The organism is Sinorhizobium prairiense (assembly GCF_029201645.2).
Taxonomy (GTDB): Bacteria; Pseudomonadota; Alphaproteobacteria; order Rhizobiales; family Rhizobiaceae; genus Sinorhizobium; species Sinorhizobium meliloti_A.
This window is the reverse complement of the sequence record NZ_CP104131.1, coordinates 2,315,320-2,335,009: the sequence shown is the minus strand read 5'-3', so window position 1 is coordinate 2,335,009 and position 19,690 is coordinate 2,315,320. Positions and strand designations below refer to the sequence as shown.

General features: G+C 64.9%; 16 protein-coding genes and 2 pseudogenes. 13 read left to right on the top strand and 5 right to left on the bottom strand.

Annotation, left to right across the window (positions count from 1 at the left end):
* The first annotated feature begins 48 nt into the window (after positions 1-48).
* On the top strand, positions 49-669 hold the full coding sequence (locus tag N0Q91_RS13910; protein ID WP_018094344.1) for a hypothetical protein: 621 nt from the start codon (positions 49-51) through the stop codon (positions 667-669).
* Between the two features lie 62 nt (positions 670-731).
* Positions 732-1,212, top strand: a pseudogene (locus N0Q91_RS13905) (GNAT family N-acetyltransferase).
* Between the two features lie 51 nt (positions 1,213-1,263).
* Here the strand turns inward: N0Q91_RS13905 and N0Q91_RS13900 are convergent.
* Positions 1,264-1,713 (bottom strand): nucleoside deaminase, encoded by a 450-nt coding sequence (locus tag N0Q91_RS13900; protein WP_100669311.1) that lies wholly within the window; start codon positions 1,711-1,713, stop codon positions 1,264-1,266.
* Positions 1,714-1,786: 73 nt separating this feature from the next.
* Between N0Q91_RS13900 and N0Q91_RS13895 the strand changes: the two genes are divergently transcribed.
* The 3 genes from N0Q91_RS13895 (at position 1,787) to N0Q91_RS13885 (ending at position 5,023) form a co-directional block, all read left to right on the top strand.
* Entirely contained in the window at positions 1,787-3,484 is a 1,698-nt protein-coding gene (locus N0Q91_RS13895; RefSeq protein ID WP_275596686.1) for a pseudouridine synthase, read from the top strand.
* A gap of 6 nt (positions 3,485-3,490) precedes the next feature.
* Positions 3,491-4,051 carry a 16S rRNA (guanine(966)-N(2))-methyltransferase RsmD gene (rsmD, locus tag N0Q91_RS13890; protein WP_018094348.1) on the top strand — a complete coding sequence of 187 codons (561 nt, stop codon included), beginning with the start codon at positions 3,491-3,493 and terminating at the stop codon, positions 4,049-4,051.
* Positions 4,052-4,123: 72 nt separating this feature from the next.
* Complete coding sequence (locus tag N0Q91_RS13885) at positions 4,124-5,023, top strand: patatin-like phospholipase family protein (RefSeq protein WP_275596685.1); 900 nt, start codon at positions 4,124-4,126, stop codon at positions 5,021-5,023.
* 365 nt (positions 5,024-5,388) lie between these two features.
* Here N0Q91_RS13885 and N0Q91_RS13880 read toward each other — a convergent pair whose 3' ends face one another.
* Positions 5,389-7,215 (bottom strand): monovalent cation:proton antiporter-2 (CPA2) family protein, encoded by a 1,827-nt coding sequence (locus N0Q91_RS13880; protein ID WP_018094353.1) that lies wholly within the window; start codon positions 7,213-7,215, stop codon positions 5,389-5,391.
* Positions 7,216-7,366: 151 nt separating this feature from the next.
* Between N0Q91_RS13880 and N0Q91_RS13875 the strand changes: the two genes are divergently transcribed.
* The 6 genes from N0Q91_RS13875 (at position 7,367) to lpxK (ending at position 13,149) form a co-directional block, all read left to right on the top strand.
* Positions 7,367-8,713: a TldD/PmbA family protein gene (locus N0Q91_RS13875; RefSeq protein WP_275596684.1), complete on the top strand. Its 1,347-nt coding sequence runs from the start codon at positions 7,367-7,369 to the stop codon at positions 8,711-8,713.
* 45 nt (positions 8,714-8,758) lie between these two features.
* The gene (locus N0Q91_RS13870; protein WP_275596683.1) at positions 8,759-9,577 is read left to right on the top strand and encodes a 3'(2'),5'-bisphosphate nucleotidase CysQ; all 819 of its coding nucleotides are present in this window, start codon (positions 8,759-8,761) and stop codon (positions 9,575-9,577) included.
* A gap of 60 nt (positions 9,578-9,637) precedes the next feature.
* Complete coding sequence (locus tag N0Q91_RS13865; RefSeq protein WP_275596682.1) at positions 9,638-9,874, top strand: DUF4170 domain-containing protein; 237 nt, start codon at positions 9,638-9,640, stop codon at positions 9,872-9,874.
* A 173-nt stretch (positions 9,875-10,047) separates the two neighbouring features.
* Positions 10,048-11,220: a lipid IV(A) 3-deoxy-D-manno-octulosonic acid transferase gene (gene waaA, locus N0Q91_RS13860; RefSeq protein WP_375341923.1), complete on the top strand. Its 1,173-nt coding sequence runs from the start codon at positions 10,048-10,050 to the stop codon at positions 11,218-11,220.
* A 36-nt stretch (positions 11,221-11,256) separates the two neighbouring features.
* Entirely contained in the window at positions 11,257-11,967 is a 711-nt protein-coding gene (locus N0Q91_RS13855) for an HAD family hydrolase (RefSeq protein WP_100669291.1), read from the top strand.
* Between the two features lie 141 nt (positions 11,968-12,108).
* The gene (gene lpxK, locus N0Q91_RS13850) at positions 12,109-13,149 is read left to right on the top strand and encodes a tetraacyldisaccharide 4'-kinase (protein ID WP_275596681.1); all 1,041 of its coding nucleotides are present in this window, start codon (positions 12,109-12,111) and stop codon (positions 13,147-13,149) included.
* Here lpxK and N0Q91_RS13845 read toward each other — a convergent pair whose 3' ends face one another.
* The gene (locus N0Q91_RS13845; RefSeq protein WP_018094360.1) at positions 13,150-13,380 is read right to left on the bottom strand and encodes a DUF2093 domain-containing protein; all 231 of its coding nucleotides are present in this window, start codon (positions 13,378-13,380) and stop codon (positions 13,150-13,152) included. It lies immediately after the preceding gene.
* A gap of 93 nt (positions 13,381-13,473) precedes the next feature.
* Entirely contained in the window at positions 13,474-15,285 is a 1,812-nt protein-coding gene (gene mutL / locus N0Q91_RS13840) for a DNA mismatch repair endonuclease MutL (RefSeq protein WP_100669287.1), read from the bottom strand.
* A gap of 239 nt (positions 15,286-15,524) precedes the next feature.
* Between mutL and N0Q91_RS13835 the strand changes: the two genes are divergently transcribed.
* Together N0Q91_RS13835 and N0Q91_RS13830 are read left to right on the top strand one after the other, a co-directional pair.
* Positions 15,525-17,390 (top strand): response regulator, encoded by a 1,866-nt coding sequence (locus N0Q91_RS13835; protein WP_275596680.1) that lies wholly within the window; start codon positions 15,525-15,527, stop codon positions 17,388-17,390.
* Complete coding sequence (locus N0Q91_RS13830; RefSeq protein ID WP_275596679.1) at positions 17,387-18,736, top strand: putative bifunctional diguanylate cyclase/phosphodiesterase; 1,350 nt, start codon at positions 17,387-17,389, stop codon at positions 18,734-18,736. The genes N0Q91_RS13835 and N0Q91_RS13830 overlap by 4 nt, the downstream gene beginning before the upstream one ends.
* Here N0Q91_RS13830 and N0Q91_RS13825 read toward each other — a convergent pair.
* Positions 18,709-19,684, bottom strand: a pseudogene (locus N0Q91_RS13825) (LysR substrate-binding domain-containing protein). The gene N0Q91_RS13830 and the pseudogene N0Q91_RS13825 sit on opposite strands and share 28 nt — an antisense overlap.
* Between the last annotated feature and the right edge of the window lie 6 nt (positions 19,685-19,690).

Sequence of the window (19,690 nt, the reverse complement as noted above, 5' to 3'; positions counted from 1 at the left end):
GCGCTGAATGGCCGTTTTAGCGACGCGCGGCCGGCTGGAAGGAATCTCATGGGAATGACGCGAGAGTTGCGAGCGGCTGCCGGCATTGCCGCCATCCTGGCGGGAGGTCTGGTGCTTTCCGGCTGCATCGGCGGCCCCACCTACGGAACGGACAAGACGGCCGGCGAGCATTTGCTCGACGATCTAGGCAGCGCGGTCAGCCTCGCTCCCGCGAAGAAGGATCCGGTCAAGTATCAGCCGCGCCCCGGTTTGGTGCTGCCGCCGCAACAGCAGCAGACCGCTCTGGTCGAGCCGCAGCAGTCGCTTGCAAGCCGCGAGGCCAACCCGGCCTGGGTCGAGTCTCCCGAGGAGACGCGCGCGCGTCTGCGCGAAGAGGCGGACGCCAACAAGAACGATCCCAACTACGTCTCGCCGCTGGCAAAGGCGAATGCCAACGGCCGCCGCCTTTCCGCCAAGGAGCAGCAGGAGGCCTATCGCGAGGCGCGCAAGATCGAGCAGGGCGCCTATGCGGACAAGCGCCGCTTCCTGAGCGACCCGCCGCTCGAATACCGTCGACTGCCGGAGGGGGCTGAAGCCGATCTCGGAGAGCCCGAAAAGGACAAGGCGCGCCGCCGCAAGAAGGAGGCGCAGATCAAGAACTCCGGAAGCAAGTGGTACTGGCCGTTTTAGAGCGGAATGAGAAACTGCGTGCGGTTCCGTTCGCATCCAAGTTTTAGAATTGGTCCAAAGCCATGGCTATCAGCATTCGCGATGCCCTTCCCGGTGACGCTGCGACGATCCTCCGTTTCATCACGGAACTCGCGACTTATGAAAAGGCGCCGCACGAGGTCGAGGCGACTGTCGAGCGCGTGCACGAGTCGCTCTTCGGAGCCGATGCCGTCGCGCGCGCCGTGATCTGCGAGGCCGACGGCAAGCCCGCAGGCTTTGCCGTCTGGTTCTACAGCTATTCCACCTGGCAGGCGCGCAAAGGACTATATCTGGAGGATCTTTACGTCTCGCCGGAGTTTCGGGGCTCTGGCGCCGGCAAGGCGCTCCTGAAGCACCTGGCGCGGACGGCAGTCGCGGAAGGCTGCGGCCGCTTCGAATGGAGCGTTCTCGACTGGAACGAGCCCGCCATCCGCGTCTATGAGGCCGTCGGGGCGGAGCCCATGTCGGAATGGAACTCGTTACCGGCTCGCCGGCAAGGGATTGGAAGCGTTCGCAGCGGACTGACACTTCACGCGGTCCCGGGGAAATCGCAACACAGTTTTCCCGAAGTGATTTTTAACGCCGGCTGGCGAAGAATTCACGAAGAATGTCGGCTGCCTCCCGCTCGGCAAGACCGGAATAGACATCCGGCACATGGTGGCAGGTGGGGGAAGCATAAAACCTGACGCCGTTGTCGACCGCGCCGCCTTTGGGATCCTCCGCGCCATAATAGAGGCGGCGGATGCGAGCGAAGGAGATCGCAGCCGCACACATGGTGCAGGGCTCGAGCGTGACATAGAGATCGGCTCCCGAAAGACGCTCGTCGCCGACGGCGGCCGCCGCCTGGCGGATCGCCTCGATCTCCGCATGTGCGGTGATGTCGCTGCGTTCGCGGGTGCGATTTCCGGCCGCGGCGATCATCTTGCCGTCGAGCACGATGACGGCGCCGATCGGCACTTCGCCGCGTGCCGCCGCCTTTCGGGCCTCCTGAAGGGCCGCCTGCATGAAGCGTGCCGTTTCTGCCATCGTTCGTTCGACATTTCCTCTTAACCCACGGCCTATGACCTGATAGGACAGCCGCAAAAGGCAGGCAACACAAATGACATCCAAAGACAAGCCCACGAGGCCCGGCGGCAAGGCCAAGGGTCGCGACAAGAAACCTCATTCCGGCAGCGAGAAGCCTGCGGCACGGGCAGCCGGCAACAGTCCGGCAGCGCCCGCCGGTGCGGACGAGCCGCAACGCATCTCGAAGATACTGTCGCGCGCAGGCGTCGCCTCGCGTCGCGACGTCGAGCGGATGATCATGGAAGGGCGGGTCAGCCTCAATGGCGTCGTGCTCGACACGCCGGTCGTCAATGCGACGCTCGCCGACAGGATCGAGGTCGACGGCCATCCGATCCGCGGCATCGAACGGACACGGCTCTGGCTTTATCACAAGCCGGGCGGCCTCGTGACGACCAATGCGGATCCGGAAGGCCGTCCGACGGTTTTCGAGAACCTGCCCGAGGATCTGCCGCGCGTTCTGTCGGTGGGCCGCCTGGACATCAATACCGAGGGCCTGCTGCTTCTGACGAACGACGGCGGGCTTGCCCGCGTGCTCGAGTTGCCGTCGACCGGCTGGCTGCGCCGCTACCGCGTGCGGGCGCACGGGGAAATCGATCAGGAGGCGCTCGACCGTCTGAAGGAGGGCATCGCGGTCGAAGGCGTTCTCTACGGAGCGATCGAGGCGACGCTGGATCGGGTGCAGGGCTCGAATGTCTGGATCACCATGGGCCTGCGGGAAGGCAAGAACCGCGAGATCAAGAATGTGCTCGGCGCGCTCGGCCTCGATGTCAACCGGCTGATCCGCATCTCCTACGGTCCGTTCCAGCTTGGCGAGCTGCCGATCGGTCAGGTTCAGGAAATACGCGGCCGCACGCTGCGCGAGCAGCTGGGGCCCCGGCTGATCGCCGATGCCAAGGCGAATTTCGACGCGCCGATCTATAACGATCAGCCGGCTGCTGCCGAGCCTGAAGCGGAGCCCGCCAACCACGCAAAGGCTGAATGGGGCAACAAGCGCGAAAAGGCCGAGGACAAGCGGGAGCGTGCTCTTGCCCGTCTCGATACGCGACGCGACGACGGTCGCCCGAACGAACGCGGCCGCAGCCGCGGTAAGCCGGAGGAGCGTCCGGTGCGCCCGCCAGTGCGGCGCAACCGCTCTTCCAACGTCTGGATGGCGCCGGGTGCGCGTCCGACCGTAGAGAAAAAGCCGAAGGCAGCGGAGGACGAGCTGTCGCCGAAGGCGGCGCGGCGCGCGCCTGCGGAAGGCAAACGGCGCGACCGGCCGAAGGACGCTGCGGCGAAAGCAGCGGGCGGCTTCGATGCGGAACGCCAGGGCAAGGGGGGTAAATCCGCCGGCCGCAAGGATGCCGCAGGCGCCGGCGGCTTCGAGAGGCGTCGACCGCTCGAAAGCGCGGAGCGGAAATCCCGCGACCATGGCGACCGTCCGCCGCGCCGGCCCAGCGGCGAGCGAGCGGCCCGCCCGGCCGACGACCGCATCTCGTCCGAAGGACGCAAGGAGAACGCTCGGCCGCCGCGTGGCGACGGCAAGAAGAGCTTCGCCGGCGACCGGCCACGTGCGAACGCCGGCGGCAAACCGGTTGCTGGAAAACCGGCTTCGGGAAAGCCGGCCGCCCATCGCTCGTCCGGCCCGCGTGCCGGAAAACGCGCCGGCAGCAGACCCGCCGGAGGCAAGCCCGGCGGTCGTCCGGGGGGCGGTAAGCCGCCGGGCAAGGGGCCGCAGGGCAGGGGGAAGTAGGCGGCCGTGCGCATCGTCGGTGGAGAATTTCGCGGCCGCACGCTGGCCGCGCCGAAATCGGACGATATCCGTCCGACCACGGACCGCACGCGCGAGAGCCTGTTTAACATCCTGAGCCACGCCTATCCGGAGGCGCTTGACGGAACGCGCGTTCTCGATCTTTTCGCGGGCACGGGGGCCGTCGGGCTCGAGGCGCTGTCGCGCGGCTGCCGGCAGGCTCTCTTCGTGGAGCAGGGGGTCGAGGGACGCGGGCTGCTGCGGATCAACATCGAAGCGCTCGGCCTTCAGGGGCGGGCCAAGATCTTTCGCCGCGACGCGACGGATCTCGGACCGGTCGGGACGATGGAGCCGTTTCATCTGGTGTTCGCAGATCCGCCCTATGGCAGGGGCCTCGGCGAACGCGCTCTGGCCGCGGCTGCCCGCGGCGGTTGGCTCGTTCCGGGTGCCCTTGCAATCCTGGAGGAGCGCGCGGACGTCCGGCCGCAGTTTTCCGAAAGTTTCGAATCGGTCGACGAACGCGCCTTCGGCGATACGCTCATGCATTTTCTGCGTTTCCGAGGCGCCTGAGACCGGCGCAAAGTCGGTTGGCGCTGTTCAGATTCCGCGTGATCTCGGCCTGCCCCTCGTGCAGGATGGCCGATGACGGAGGTGGCGATGGAGCAGAACCTGTCCACGATACGCAAAGCCGCGGGTAGCGAGGGGGAGCCGACCATCGCGCTTGCCCTCGGCGGCGGCGGCGCGCGCGGACTTGCCCACATCCATGTCATCGAGGCGCTCGATGAGATGGGGCTTCGGCCGGCGGTCGTCGCCGGTTCGTCGATCGGCGCTCTCATGGGCGCGGGCGTGGCCGCCGGCATGAGCGGGAAGGAAATTCGTGAACACGTGCTTTCGACCGTCGGCCGGCGTGGGGAGGTTCTCAACCGCCTATGGCGATTGAGGCCGACCAGTCTTGCCGAGGCTGTGGCGAGCGGCTTCCGCGTCGGCCAGTTCAATATAGAGCGTGTGCTGAAGGCCTTCCTGCCTGAGGCGGTGCCTGTCCGCTTCTCCGATCTGGCCATCCCCCTGAAAATCATCGTCACCGACTATTACGGACAGACGGAGCGGGTCTGCGAAAGCGGGGACCTCCACAAGGCGCTCGCTGCCTCCTGTGCCCTGCCGGCTGTATTCATGCCGGTGAAGATCGACGGCCGCGTGATGATCGACGGCGGCATCTATAATCCGATCCCCTTCGATCACCTGCGCGGACTGGCGGATATCGTCGTCGCCGTCGATGTCGTCGGCGGGCCGGATGGAGACGGGGAGACGATCCCGAGCCGTATCGACAGCCTGTTCGGCGCGACCCAGTTGATGATGCAGTCGATCATCACGATGAAGATGCAGGCCGGCGCACCGGATATTCTCCTGCGTCCCGATGTCGGGCGGTTCCGCGTCCTGGATTTTTTGCGGACCCAGGAATTGCTGACCGCCACCAGCGGGACCAAGGACGAGGTGAAGCGCGCGCTGGCAGAGCGCATCGATCGGTGGAAGAAGGGGATATAGCGACCGAGGGGCAAATGATCTGTTCAACCGGCTTGAACAAAATCCCCGGTCGGAGACGCGGGATGCGGGCGGAAAACCGCACACGCTTTTCTCCCGCTCTAAGGCCTGTCGAGATTCGGGCCAGCCGCTGAGGCTTGTTTGATTTCCTCATTCCTGTGCTTGTCACAGGAATCCAGCAAGACCAAGTCCTTGGGCTGGAAAGGCTCTTCCGCGCCGCAGACGCGGCGCTGCTGGATCCCTGTGGCGAGCACAGATCGGCTACGATCAAAGGAAACAAGCTTCAACGCCATTATCCATGTCGCAGCCGTCATAAACTCAAAATGAATCTCAACAGGCCTTAGCACAAGTGTTAACAGGCCCTGATATCACTCCGCCTTTTCCAGCGTTTCGTCGGCAAGATCCGGCAGAGCATCGTCAGGCTGAGTGACTTCACGCTTCGGCTTTACCAGCGGTTCCGGCCGGACGGGCCTTGAATGCAGCATGTCGCGGCCGGCGGTGATGCCCTCCGCTTCCTGGAGCACCAGCCTTGCCTCGTCGCGGCGGCGTATATCGTCCATGATGCCAATGGCTTCGTCGCCGTTCACGCCGAGCGCCTCGAGCGTCTTACGGCCGAAAAGCAGACCCGACTCGAACGTCTCGCGCAATTCGTAGTCGACACCCCGTGCGCGCAGTTCCAGCGTGTGCAGGCGGTCGTAGGAGCGCGCGAAGATGCGGGCATTCGGGTATTCGGCATGGACGAGATCGATGATCTTGTCCGTGACCTCCTTCTTCTGCGTGCACACGGCGACAATCTTCGCCTTCTCTATTCCGGCCGCTCGCAAGACATCGAGGCGTGTGCCGTCGCCGAAATAGATGCGGAAGCCGAATGTGGCCGCCTGACGCACGCGCGCCGCGGAATGGTCGATGATCGTCACATCGCGACCGCCGGCGAGAAGGATCTGCGAAGCGATCTGGGCGAAGCGGGAAAAACCGATCATCAGCACGTCGGCGCCGGCGCCCTCGAAATCCTCTTCCATTTCTTCGGCCAGTTCGTCCTGCTTGTGCATCAGCCGCCTGGAGAGCATCGCTGCCACGGGTGTCAACGCCATGGAGAGCGTGACGATGGCGACGAGCAGGGAGGACGTGGCTTGCGAGAAGACGCCGGCCGCGGCGGCTGCGGTGAAGAGCACGAAGCCGAATTCGCCGCCTTGCGGCAGAAGCAGGCCGATGCGCACGGCGTCGTTGTGGCGTGAGCCGGCGGCCCGGCACAGTCCGTAAAGGACCAGGCTCTTTACCAGCATCAGCACGGGAACGGCGATGATGATGCTCAGCAGGTTCTCTGCCACCACATGGAGTTCGAGCGACAGTCCGACCGCCATGAAGAAAAGCGCCTGGAGGATACCGCGGAATGGCTCGATGTCGGCCTCCAGCTCGTGACGATAGGACGATTCCGCCAGCAACACCCCGGCAAGGAAGGCGCCCATCGCCATGGAAAGGCCGGCGAGCTGCATCATCGTCGCCGCGCCCATGACGACGAGAAGCGCGGCTGCGATCATGACGTCGCGCGCGCCGGTGCGCGCGATCACCTGAAACAGCGGATTGAGAAGATAACGACCGGCGGCGAAAAGCGCGGCCACGGCGGCGATGGCGATCGCGAAGTCCTCGATCGGCGTGGTCGTGTCCTCCGGTGCCTGCGCCGCCATCAGCGGAATGATCGCAAGCAGTGGCACGATCGCCAGGTCCTGGAGCAGGAGAATGGAGAAGGCGCGCTGGCCATAGCGCGTGTTGGTATCGTTGTTCTCCTCCAGTATCTGCATGGCGAAGGCCGTGGAGGATAGCGCCAGGCCGAAGCCGGCGACGACGCTGCCGGCGCCTCCGAGAAGACCGCTGAACGCGATCAGGAACGAAAGAACGGCGCCGGTGATCACGACCTGTGCCGTACCGAGACCGAAGATGTCGCGCCGCATCTGCCACAGTCGCGACGGTTTCAGCTCGAGGCCGATGATGAACAGCAGGAAGACGACGCCGAGTTCCGAGACATGCAGAATCTCTTCGCCTTCCGTGATTTGCTGGGCGACGGGACCGATCAGGATGCCGGCGGCGAGGTAACCAAGGATGGTGCCGAGCCCAAGACGCTTGAACAGCGGCGCTGCGATCACGGCGCCGGCAAGCAGCATGAGCGCCTGCGAATAGATTATCGTTGTCGTTTCCATGCTCGGTGCTTCCGCTATAACGGCCGGGGGACCCGTGGGAGAGGGCGTATTCCGCCGCATATCATTTTGCTGCTGGGGCGGGAATCACGATGATGCCCTTGATGCATGCTTCAGTGCACAATAAATGGGACAGGAATGAAAGGCCAAAATCATGTCTGAGACGATCGATTCCGCCGTCCTCGAGCAGCGTGCCGCCGAGCTTGTCGATCAGGCGCGCCGCGCCGGCGCGGACGCCGCGGATGCCGTGGTGGTGCGTGGCCGCTCCCGTTCGGTTTCGGTGCGGCTCGGCAAGGTGGAGGCGGCGGAAGCTTCCGAGAGCGACGATTTCTCGCTCAGGGTCTTTGTCGGGCGGCGCGTCGCCAGTGTTTCCGCCAATCCGGGCTTCGATTTGAAGGTCCTGGCAGAGCGTGCGGTGGCGATGGCGAAGGCGTCGCCGGAGGATCCTTACGCATCGCTTGCCGACCCCGATCGCCTGGCGAAGGCCTATCCGGATCTCGAACTTTTCGACAACCGGGACGTATCGACCGAAGCACTCACGGAGGCGGCGCTCGCCGCCGAAGGAGCCGCGCTTTCGGTCACAGGCGTCACCAACTCCAGCGGGGCGGGCGCATCGGCCGGCATGGGCGGGCTCGTGCTCGTCACGTCTCATGGTTTCTCCGGCTCCTATATGGCCACCCGTTTCGGCTGCTCCGTCAGCGCCATCGCGGGCGAAGGCACCAAGATGGAACGCGATTACGACTTCGACAGCCGCCTCTATTTCGATGAACTCCGCACTGCCGAGGACATCGGCCGGGTCGCCGGCGAGCGGGCGGCGGCGCGCGTCAACCCCCGCCGCGTCGCGACGCAGAAGAACGTGACGGTCGTTTTCGATCCGCGCGTCGCACGCGGCTTCGTCGGACATCTTGCGGGAGCCGTCAACGGAGCGTCTGTCGCCCGCAAGACCAGCTTCCTGCGCGACATGATGGGCAAGCAGATCATGAAATCGGGCATTGCCGTTACCGACGATCCGTTGATCGTCCGCGGCGCCTCCTCGCGTCCTTTCGACGGGGAGGGGGTCAGCGGCTCGAAATTGTCGATGGTCGAGGATGGCGTGCTGCGCCATTGGTTCCTGTCCACATCTGCGGCCAGGGAGCTTGGCCTCGAGACCAACGGGCGCGGCGTTCGCGGCGGTCCGGCGGTCAGCCCGGCCTCCACCAATCTCGCCCTCGAGCCCGGCTCCGTCTCGCGCGACGATCTGATCCGCGGCGTCGGCACCGGCTTCTATGTCACCGAGCTCATCGGCCAGGGTGTCAACATGGTGACGGGCGAATATAGTCGCGGCGCCTCCGGCTTCTGGATTGAAAACGGCGAAATCCTCTATCCCGTTTCCGAGGTGACGATCGCCTCCAATCTCAAGCAGATGTTCATGGCGCTGACGCCGGCCGACGACATCGATAGGAAGTTCGGCATCGCCGCGCCGACGCTTGCGATCGAAGGCATGACGATCGCCGGAACTTGAATGTGGGCGGTGCGTTGCACTACAGCGCCGCGTGTAAGGATTTGCATGTCAGAAACAGCCCTTTCGATCCGCCCGGCCTGGGACGAGGACCTCGAACTCATTCTTACCGCTGCAGTCGCGGCGGGCGACACTGCGCTCGGCTATTTCCGCAAGACGCTGGACGTCCGCTGGAAAAATGAGGGCCGTTCCCCCGTTAGCGAGGCCGACCTCGCCGCCAACGACATCCTCAAGGGGCGGCTGCTCGCCGCACGGCCGGACTATGGCTGGCTTTCGGAGGAGACCGACGACGACGAAAGCCGTCTCGTCCGCGAGACCGTCTTTGTCGTCGATCCCATCGACGGCACCCGGGCCTTCATCGCCGGCAAGGATCTCTGGTGCGTCAGCGTCGCCGTCGTCCACCGTGGCCAGCCTGTGGCCGGCGTCCTCTATGCGCCCTCTCTCGACGAGATATTCCAGGCGACGCGCGATGGCGAAGCGCGGAAGAACGGCAAGGTGATTGCCGTGCGGGAGGCGGCATCCGGCGCGGTGCTGAAGGTGGCGGCGGCCGAGGATGTCATGGGGAAGCTGGCATTGCCCTATCGCAACAGGATGATGCGTGTGTCGCACGTGCCGTCGCTCGCCTATCGCCTTGCGATGATCGCGGATGGCCGCATCGACGGAACGATCGTCAAGCGGAATTCGCACGATTGGGATTTGGCGGCCGCCGACCTCATCCTTTCGCGCGCCGGGGGGGCGCTTTGCAGTCTCGATGGCGAGCCCTTGTCCTACAACCGCCCGACTGTCACCCACGGCGTTCTGGGAGCGGCCTCGGGAACCGCGCTGCCGGCGTTGCTCGCCGCCTCCAGGCCGCTTGAGCCCCATTGACCTTTAGGGGCGAATGCCGCAAACCACCCCAACACCAATAAGAACACAGATGGAATTTCGATGGCTCACGACTCCGAGAAAAAACAACGGCTGCACCTCGTCTTCGGCGGCGAACTGGCAACGCTCACCGACGTGCAGTTTCGCGATCTGGAAAATCTGGATATCGTCGGCATCTTCCCGGACTACGAGAGCGCGCATGTCGCCTGGAAAGCCAAGGCTCAGATGACCGTCGACAATGCGCATATGCGCTATTTCATCGTCCACATGCATCGCCTGCTCGATCCGGAAGCGAAGTAATGCCGTCGGCGTCGGACGCGGCGGAGGGCAAGCGTTCATGAGCAGCCTGCGCGCAAGGCTGGCACTTTCCGGCTATCGCTGGCTCGGAACGGCCGTCTATCCCTTCTTCTGGTCCTATCTTGCGCTCCGCGCGGCGAAGGGCAAGGAGGACCCGGCACGCCGGCGCGAACGCTATGGCTATGCTCAGTGCGCCGCGGCCCCAGGGCCCTCTCGTCTGGTTTCACGCCGCCAGTGTCGGAGAGACGAATGCAGTCACTCCGCTAATCAAGGAAATCCGCCGCCGCGGCATCGCCGTGGTGCTGACCACCGGTACGACGACCTCGGCGCGCGTCGCCGCGGAGCGATTGGGCTCGGCCGTCGTGCACCAGTACGTGCCGCTCGATTTCAAGCCGGCGGTGAGCCGTTTTCTGGAATATTGGCAGCCGGATCTGGCGATCATCGCCGAATCGGAGATCTGGCCGATGACGATCATCGAACTCGGCAGGCGCCATATTCCGCAGGTTCTGGTCAATGGCCGTCTTTCCGACCGCACCTTCGCCCGATGGAGGCGCCGGCCGTCGCTTGCCGATGCTCTCTTCGAAAATCTCGCGCTCGTCATCGCTCAGTCCGATGTCGATGCGGAGCGTTTCCGCACTCTGGGTGCGCTCCCGGTTACGGTCTCCGGCAACCTCAAGGTGGACAACGACGCGCCGCCGCACGATCCCAGAGACCTGCGCGAATACCGCCAGCAGATCGGTGCACGAAAGACCTGGGCTGCGATCTCGACCTTCGAGGGGGAGGAGAATGCGGCCGGGACCGTTCACCAGGCGCTTAAGGAGAGAACCGGCCTGCTGACGATCATCGTTCCTCGCCATCCGGAGCGTTGCGACGCGATCGAGGCTGCCCTGGTCGCGAAGGGGTTGACCGTCGCGCGCCGCACGCGCGGCGATCCGGTCACACCGGAAGTCGACATTCTACTCGGCGACACGATCGGCGAAATGGGGCTCTATCTGAGGCTGACGGAAGTCGCTTTCGTCGGACGTTCGCTTTTCGCCGAGGGCGGTCAGAACCCGCTCGAGCCGGCCATGCTCGGCTGCGCGGTGCTTTCCGGCGGGAATGTGCAGAATTTCCGCGAGACCTACCAGATGCTCGCGAAGAACGGCAGCGCCAAGATCGTGCGCGACACCGAGATGCTCGCCAAGGGGGTCAACTACCTGCTCGCCAACGACGACATGCGTCGCTCGATGATCGATGCCGGAACTCGAAACCGTGCAACAGATGCGGGGCGCGCTGACGGCGACGATGAAGGGCCTCGACCCCTACATCAACCCGCTTGTGGTGAAGGCGCGGCTGGAGCCGCGCCCTGAAGCCTGAAACGTGAAGCCTCGACTCTGGAAGGGACCATGCCCGCAACGAAACCGATCGCCGGCATATTGTTCGACAAGGACGGCACCCTTCTCGACTACGTGAAGAGCTGGGTGCCGGTGAATTACGAGCTGGCGCGGATCGCCGCCAAGGGCAATGAGAGCCTTGCGCGTGTCCTCCTTCAGGCGGGCGGGATGGATCCGGAGACCGGATATGTCGTTCCCGATAGCCTGCTTGCGGCCGGGAATACCGTGGAGATTGCCACCGGCATGGTCGGCGCCGGCGCGCCGTTTACAGTGGAAGAATTGACGGCGCTGTTCGACGGGCTCTTTGCACAATCCGCGCATTATGCCGTGCCGGTGACCGATCTCGCGTCCTTTTTTGCCGGGCTGCACGCGAAAGGCTACCGGCTCGGCGTCGCCTCCAGCGACAACGAGCGATCGATCCGGGAAACCGCCAGACGCTTCGGTTTCGAGGACTACCTCCATTACGTCGCCGGCTACGATAGCGGCTATGGCACAAAGCCGGAGCCCGGCATGGTGCTCGGGTTTTGCGCCGCAACGGGGCTTGCACCCGACGAGGTGGCCGTAGTCGGCGACAACAATCACGACATGCATATGGGCCGCAGTGCCGGCGTCGGCATGACGGTTGCCGTTTTGACCGGCACCGGATCGCGCCAGTCGCTTGCCGCGTCTTGCGACCACTGCCTCGCCGATATTACCGAGCTGGAAGCGGTGCTCACGAACTGATCGGCTTGCCTTTTTCTCCGTTCTGACGTTCTTTGTCGCCGGTCACACCGCTCACGGCCGATGCCCGCGGCGGAAAGTTCTGGATTTGCCGTTCCTGCCCTCGATGTGCAGGAGCGGCCGCACGGATATTTACGGGTAAAGATGGTTTCAGAAGCGCCCCCGTTCTGGTGGACCAAGGCCGACTGGCGCGCCTATGCTCTTTGGCCCTTTTCCTGGGTTTACGGCCGGATCGCCGGGATGCGCATGGACCGGGCGCGCCGGGCGACCTCCGCCGTGCCGCTGATCTGCATCGGCAACTTCACCGTCGGCGGAGCCGGAAAGACCCCGACGGCGATCGCTATTGCACGTGCCGCCAGGGCACGGGGCCTGAAGCCCGCTTTCCTGAGCCGCGGCTATGGCGGGTCGCTGGACGTCACGACGGTGGTCGACCCCGAGCACCATCGCGCGCGCGACGTCGGCGACGAGCCGCTGCTGCTTGCCCGCGAGGCCCTCACCGTGATCTGCCGACGCAGGGTGGATGGCGCACGCAAGCTTGCTGCGGAAGGCGCCGATATCATCATCATGGATGATGGCTTCCAGAGTGCCCGGCTCGTCTTCGATTTCGCCCTTCTGGTGGTCGATTCCGGCCGCGGTATCGGCAATGGCCATCTCGTGCCTTCCGGCCCGGTTCGGGCGCCGATCGGCAATCAGCTGCGCCATGCCAACGCTCTCCTGAAACTCGGCCACGGCTCCGCCGCCGATTCTCTCGTCCGCCAGGCGGCACGGGCCGGCAAGCCCGTCTATGTGGCCGAAACGGTGCGCACGGATACAGGGCCGCTCGACGGCGTCAAGGTCCTTGCCTGGGCCGGGATCGCCGATCCGGAAAAGTTCTTCAAGACCGTTCGCGAGACCGGCGCGGTGATCGAAGAGACCCGGACCTTCCCGGATCACCACCATTTCTCCGAAGACGAGATTGCCGATCTGATCGACCGTGCCGCAAGCCGGGGCTATACGCTGGTGACCACGGCCAAGGACATGGTTCGCCTGGAGCCCGGACACGGGCGGGCAGGGGAACTGGCGGCGAAAAGCCGCGTGATCGAGATCGAGGTGCGCTTCGACGATCCGGCAGCGCCGGGTGCAATCATCGACGCGACACTTGCCGCCGCCCGCGCCCGCCGATTGCGCGAGCGCAAGACGGGTTAGTCAAGCCTGACCCGCCAGGCCGCCGGCGCGTCGTTCCGCTTCGAGCGAGGCGTCCGCGTCGGCGTAAGCCTCCTGGCGCGCGACGCTCCAGTACCTGAGTTCATCGACCGGAACGGGCTTGCCCGTAACGGCACAGATCACGTGCGAGCCGGCAAGTACGACTTGGAAGTCTCCGTCGAGATAGCGGATCTTCGCCTCCCGGGAGGAGCTTCCTTCAAAACGGTTCATCATGCCTGAACGGGCCTCGTCTTATCGTGGACGTCCTGATCTATCGCGGCGCTCTGCAAAAAACCAGCGGTTTTGGAAGATGGTTCCAGCAGGGTCTCAGCTCCGCCCGAAAAGCCGCTCGATGTCGGCCAGCTTCAGCTCGATATAGGTCGGCCGGCCGTGATTGCACTGCCCGGAGCCGGGCGTGGCCTCCATCTGGCGAAGCAGAGCGTTCATCTCTTCGGTGCGCAACCGGCGGCCCGAGCGAACCGAGCCGTGGCAGGCCATGGTGGCGGCGAGATATTCGAGCCGGCCGGCGAGCCCACCGGCCGTATCCCATTCCGCAAGCTCGTCGGCAAGCTGGCGAACCAGTCCGGCGGCGTCCATTTCTCCGAGCATCGCCGGCGTTTCGCGGACGGCGATCGCCGCGGGGCCGAAACGCTCGATGGCCAGTCCCAGGCGCGTGAACTCCTGCGCATGCGCAATCAGCCGGTCGCAATCGTCTTCCGGCAGGTCGACGATCTCGGGGATCAGCAGCGCCTGCGCCGGTACCGGGCGGGCGTGGAGCGCCGTTCGCATCGTCTCGAAGACGAGACGCTCATGGGCGGCGTGCTGGTCGACGATCACGAGCCCGTCGTCGGTCTGGGCGACGATATAGTTTTCATGAAGCTGGGCGCGGGCGGCACCAAGCGGGAAGGAAACCGCCCGTCCATCGGCGGCCCGCGTCGCCTCGACGGCGGCGGCAGCGCTGCGCGCCGACGGCTGGGCGAAATCGGAGAAGGCCGCCTGGGGTGCTTCTGCAAAACCCCGCGCGGCCTCGTCGAAGCGCAGCGGCCGATAGGGCGAGACGGCGGCCGTCCAGGGCTCCTGCGGCCTGTCTGCCCGGTGGAACTCGGGACGGAAGGCGCGCATCAGCCCATGCGCCCCGGTCGTCGCCGCCCGGTCTCCCTCACGCGCCAGTGCCTCGCGGATGGCGCCGATGATCAAGCCGCGGATCAGTCCGGGATCGCGGAAGCGCACGTCCGATTTTGCCGGATGGACATTGACGTCGACGAGAGCCGGATCGAGCGTGATCGACAGCACCGCGATCGGGTAGCGCCCCTGCGGAATGGTCTCGGCATAGGCGGCGCGGATCGCGGACATGATCAGCTTGTCCTGGACCGGCCGGCCATTGACGAACGCATATTGCTGAAGCGAATTGCCGCGGTTGAAGGTCGGCACGCCGGCAAAGCCCGTCAGCCGCGCATCCTCGCGCTCGGCGTCGATCTCGATGGCATTGTCGCGGAAGTCGCGGCCGAGCACTTGCGCCATCCGCGCCAGCCGGTCGTCGCCTGTTGCGGGGAATTCGAGCGTCGTGCGATCGGAGCCGGAAAGCACGAAACGCACTCTCGGAAAGGCGATCGCCATACGCCGGACGACTTCCGAGATCGCCGCCGCCTCGGCCTTTTCCGACTTCATGAATTTCAGCCGCGCCGGGGTCGCGAAGAAAAGGTCGCGCACCTCGACCACGGTGCCTACGATAGCGGCCGACGGCCGGGCGGGCTCGCTCCTGCCGCCGGTGACCGTGATCGCCGCGCCTTCCCGGGCCTCCGCCGTCCTCGTGGTGATCGACAGGCGCGCCACCGATCCGATCGAGGGCAGGGCTTCGCCGCGGAAACCGAGCGTCCGGATATCGGCGAGGCTGTCGTCGAGCTTGGAGGTGCAATGGCGGCGGATCGCCAGTTCGAGATCGGCCGGCGACATGCCGATGCCGTTGTCGGTGACCCTGAGGAGCGTCTTGCCGCCACCGGCGGTCGCGATCTCGATCCTCGTCGCGCCCGCATCGAGCGCGTTCTCGATCAGTTCCTTCGCGGCGCTCGCCGGTCGTTCGATGACTTCGCCGGCGGCGATCTGGTTGATGAGCGTTTCGGAAAGTTGCTTGATGGCCATGCCCTATTTTCCAGGATTCGGAGAGGGAGGGAAAGCCCCGCGCTCACACTTCTCCAAGGCTTCCGGCCGGACCTGCAAAAAGCGGTATTGCGACTTAATCGGGCTTTAACGTTCTGCTGCAATTTTCCACAGCAACCTGAATGATCGTCGGGTTTTTGCCTCTGGAGCACCGCGGCGTTGCTGGACGCCGCCCGCATCCCTTCAAAAGGATGCCTCAAAGGCGGCCAGCATGTCCCGAAATGAAACCGCTGCTGATCGGTTGGCCGGACCGTAGCCGGGCCGGGAAGGCCGTTCAGCGGACAGAGTGCTACAGCACCCGTTATGCGTCCAAGGACGACTGGCGCTGTAGCGGGAACGAGGGCAGCGCGATGAATGATGTGGCGTCGGGCGGCGCAGACATCAGCAGGATCATTCTGGAGGCAAGCGGTGAAACGCTTGGCGCCGCCTTGCTCGTTTTCGGCCGGGACGACACCATCACCTTCGCAAGCGCCTCGATACTGCAATTTTTCCCGGTGCCAGCCGCCATGCTGGTTCCCGGGACGCGGCTGCGCGATTTTCTGGGGGCGGTATACGATACCGGCGTGCGCCCCGGAACCTTGCCGGAGTCCAGCCGGCATAGGCCGAACCGCGAAGACTGGATCGCCGAGCAGATGGCGCTCCACTGGCGGGAACGCTACGAGAATGTCGAGAGGGCTGGCCGCACGCGCTGGCTCTCTCTGCGTCAGCGGCGGCTGTCGAGCGGTATCGGCCTTCTCGCCGTCAGCGACGTCTCCGAACAGAAGAAGCGCGACGAGCAGGCCCGGACCGATCTCCAGCGGATCGCCCTGACGGAAGAGATCCTCAACGCTCAGCCCAATCCCATCTGCGTCAAGGACAGCAACCTCCACTACATCGCCGTAAACAAGGCCTTCTGCGTCATCCACGATCTCGCGCCGGACGCCATGCTCGGACGTTCCGCCTCGGACCTCGTCGAAACGGAGCTTGCGGAGCACTTCGAACGGTCGGACCGCCACGTCCTGGAGACAGGCATGCCGCATTCGGAGGCGGAGCATATCGTTCGCGCCGACGGCAGCGACCTTTGGGTCGTGACGCGCAAATATCGTATCGGCCTGCCCGGCCGCCATTTCGTCGTCACCTGCATGACCGACGTCACCGATATCGCCGTCTGGTATGACGGCTCGGAAAAAGGCGGCGACACCGGTCTGCAGATCCGGGACTATAGCATCTTCACGCCTGCGCAGAATTTCTACGATCCCTTCCGGTCGCTCGACTTGCAGCAACTCGCCCACGCCGGATCGAAGATCGACATGCTGCCGGCTCGGGAATTGCGCGTACTTCTGGCGACCGCCGACCGGGACACGGAAGAGCGATTCGTGGCGCGGCTGCGCGGCTTCGGGCTCGACGCCTGTGCGGTCCGCAATGGCGAGGAACTCGACGCCTTCGCGCTGGCTGCCGAGGCCCGCGGATTGGAGATCGACCTTCTTCTGCTCGACACCGCTTTTCCGGAGAAGCATCGCGTTCTCGCCTCCTGGCGCGCCTGTACATGGGTCGAGGTATCGAGCGATATGGATGCGACGATCCTGCTTGGGGAGATCTTCGCTGTCCGCGCCCGCGGCGCGCGTTCGCCGTTGCTGCAGCCCGAACGGGGGATTGCGCTCGACCGCGATCTCGCGCCCGCGACGCATGCGCCGACGGTGGAAGTCCTCGTCGCGGAGGACAACCACGTCAACCAGTTCGTCTTCGCGCAGATCCTGGAGGGGCTCGGGATTTCCCACCGGATCGCCGCGGATGGAAGAGAAGCGGTGGACCTCTGGCACGAACTCCAGCCCGCCCTGGTTCTGATGGACGTCTCCATGCCGGTGATGAACGGCTTTGAAGCCGCCATTGCCATTCGACAGGCCGAGAAGGGCACGGGCCGTCGCACGCCGATCGTGGCCGTGACCGCCCAGGCGATCGATATCGACCTCGAGCGCTGCAGGACATCGGGAATGGATGACCACATCATGAAGCCGGTCAGCCCGGATATGATCGAGATGCTGCTGCGGAAACACCTGCCGGCGGCCGAAAGGCGCGTTTCGGGTTCTGGTCGGAGCGGATCACAATGACATTGCAGGAGCTCGGTATCGATCGGGCGAAGCGGGACAGGCCGTATAGTGCCTCCTTCGTCGATCCATTGACCGAGCTCGGCAATGCACGCCACCTCAAGCAAACCGTCTGCGCCCTCGCGGCCGAACGGGCAAGCGATCCCGCACCCTTTACCATCGCCCTCGCAAATCTGGACGGGTTCAAGCCGATCAACGACCTCTTCGGCCCTGAGGCCGGCGATCAGATCCTGCGCCAGGTGGCGCACCGGCTGAAGGCCTGCGTTCCCGAGGGCGCGACGGTGACGCGTACCGCAGATGACGAATTCGCCATCGTCCTGCCGCTGGTCTTTGAACGAAGGAGTGCGGAGAAGCGCGGCCAGATGCTAAAGGAAGTGCTCTCTTCGCCCTTCGCACTCGGCGACCGGAACGTTCGGCTTTCGGCCTCGTTCGGCTTTGCTGTCTTTCCCTTTGCCGGAGACACGTTCGACGACCTGCTGAAGAGCGCCGATACCGCGCTCTACCGCTCCAAACGGCGTGGCCGCGGCCAGATCACCGTGTACTCGCAAGAGATCGCACAGGAGATGAAGCACGCGACGCAGCTTGAGCAGGCACTGCGCAATGCGATCATCGCCGGTGGGATCGATGTCCACTTTCAACCGATCGTCGATCTGCGCAGCGACCGTCCGGTGGGTTTCGAGGCGCTGGCGCGGTGGTGCGACGCCGACCTCGGCTATGTCTCGCCGGCCGTCTTCGTGCCTTTCGCGGAAGAGCGCGGATTCATCGACGCGCTTTCCGAAATGCTTCTGCGCAAGGCGGCGCGGGCTGCCCTCTCCTGGCCGGAGGACCTCTTCCTGTCCTTCAACCTGTCCTCGGTCCAGCTGATGGATCCGGCGACGAGCGCTCGGCTCCTGGCAATCACAGCTCAGGTGGGCCTCGACCCCCGGCGCCTCGAACTCGAGATCACCGAGACCGCTGCGATGGCCGACGCCGGCACTGCCCAGAGGATCGTCACCGAATTGAGAGCGGCCGGCGTACGCGTGTCGCTGGACGATTTCGGAACGGGCCAGTCGAGCCTCGGGCGGCTCAGGGATTTTTCCCTCGACAAGGTGAAGATAGACCGGACCTTCGTTTCGGGGATTTCCACCGACCGGACTTCAGAACATATCGTCAAGGCGATCGTTTCGATGTGCGAGGGGCTGGAACTCGCCGTGGTCGCCGAAGGCATCGAGCATTCATCCGAGGCGCTGAAGCTCAAGGCGCTCGGCTGCGGCCTGGGACAGGGCTATTTCTACGGCAAGCCCGCCGATGCCGATGCCACCTTGCGTTACCTTTCCGAGCATTACCCGGATGTGGCGGCGGCGCGCTGAAGCGCCTCATGCCCGCTTACGGTTTCGGCTCCCGAACGATCGCTGCGGCCCTCCTCCAAAAGCCAGTCGCGGATGCGGCGCGCCTGACTGTTGAGTTCGCGTGACCGCGGCCAGACGACGTAGAAGGCCTGGCCCGTCCTCAGCACATGCCCCCCGACCGGCACCAGCGCGCCGGAGCGCACCTGTCGGGCGGTCAGATGCTCCCAGCCGAGCGCAATGCCCTCTCCCGCCAGCACGGCCTGGATCACGAGCACGTAATCGTTGATCGCGAGCCTTTTGCCTTGCGCCGGATAAGCAAGGCCCGCGCTCGCGAACCATTCGGTCCAGTCGCAGGCCCGCCTTACGGGCTCTTCGAGGTGGATAAGATTGTGCCTGATGAGGTCCGCGGGCGTTGCCGGCAGCCCATGCGTTTCGATATAGGCGGGTGTCGCCACGGCCTGGACGACTTCATCGGCCAGCACCGCCGCATGATAGCGCGGCCAATGGCTGGGGTCCCCGCCACGAATTCCGAGCGGGATCGGCTCCTCATCCAGATCGAGGTCGCGCACGCTTGTCTGGATGCGAAGGTCGATCTCCGGCAGGTCTTCGCGCAGCCGGGCTAGCCGCGGCAGCATCCACATGGAGGTGAAGGCCGTCGAGGCCGCCAGCGTCACATTGGTCTCGCGCCCTTTGGCGCGGATGTCTTCGGCCGACTTCTGGATCCGTGCGAGGCCGACCGAGACATCCGCGTGAAACTTTTCTCCGGCCTCCGTCAGTTCGACGGCCCGGTGCACACGGTGGAACAGGGGCACGCCCAGCTGGTTCTCGAGTTCCTCGAATGGCGTAGGACACCGCTGCCTGAGTCATTCCGAGCTCACCGGCAGCGCGTGTGAAGTTCTGATGCCGGCCGGCTGCCTCGAAGACGATGAGGCTCGCGGCAGACGGTAGGAGACGGCGCAGATTTTCCATAAGTAC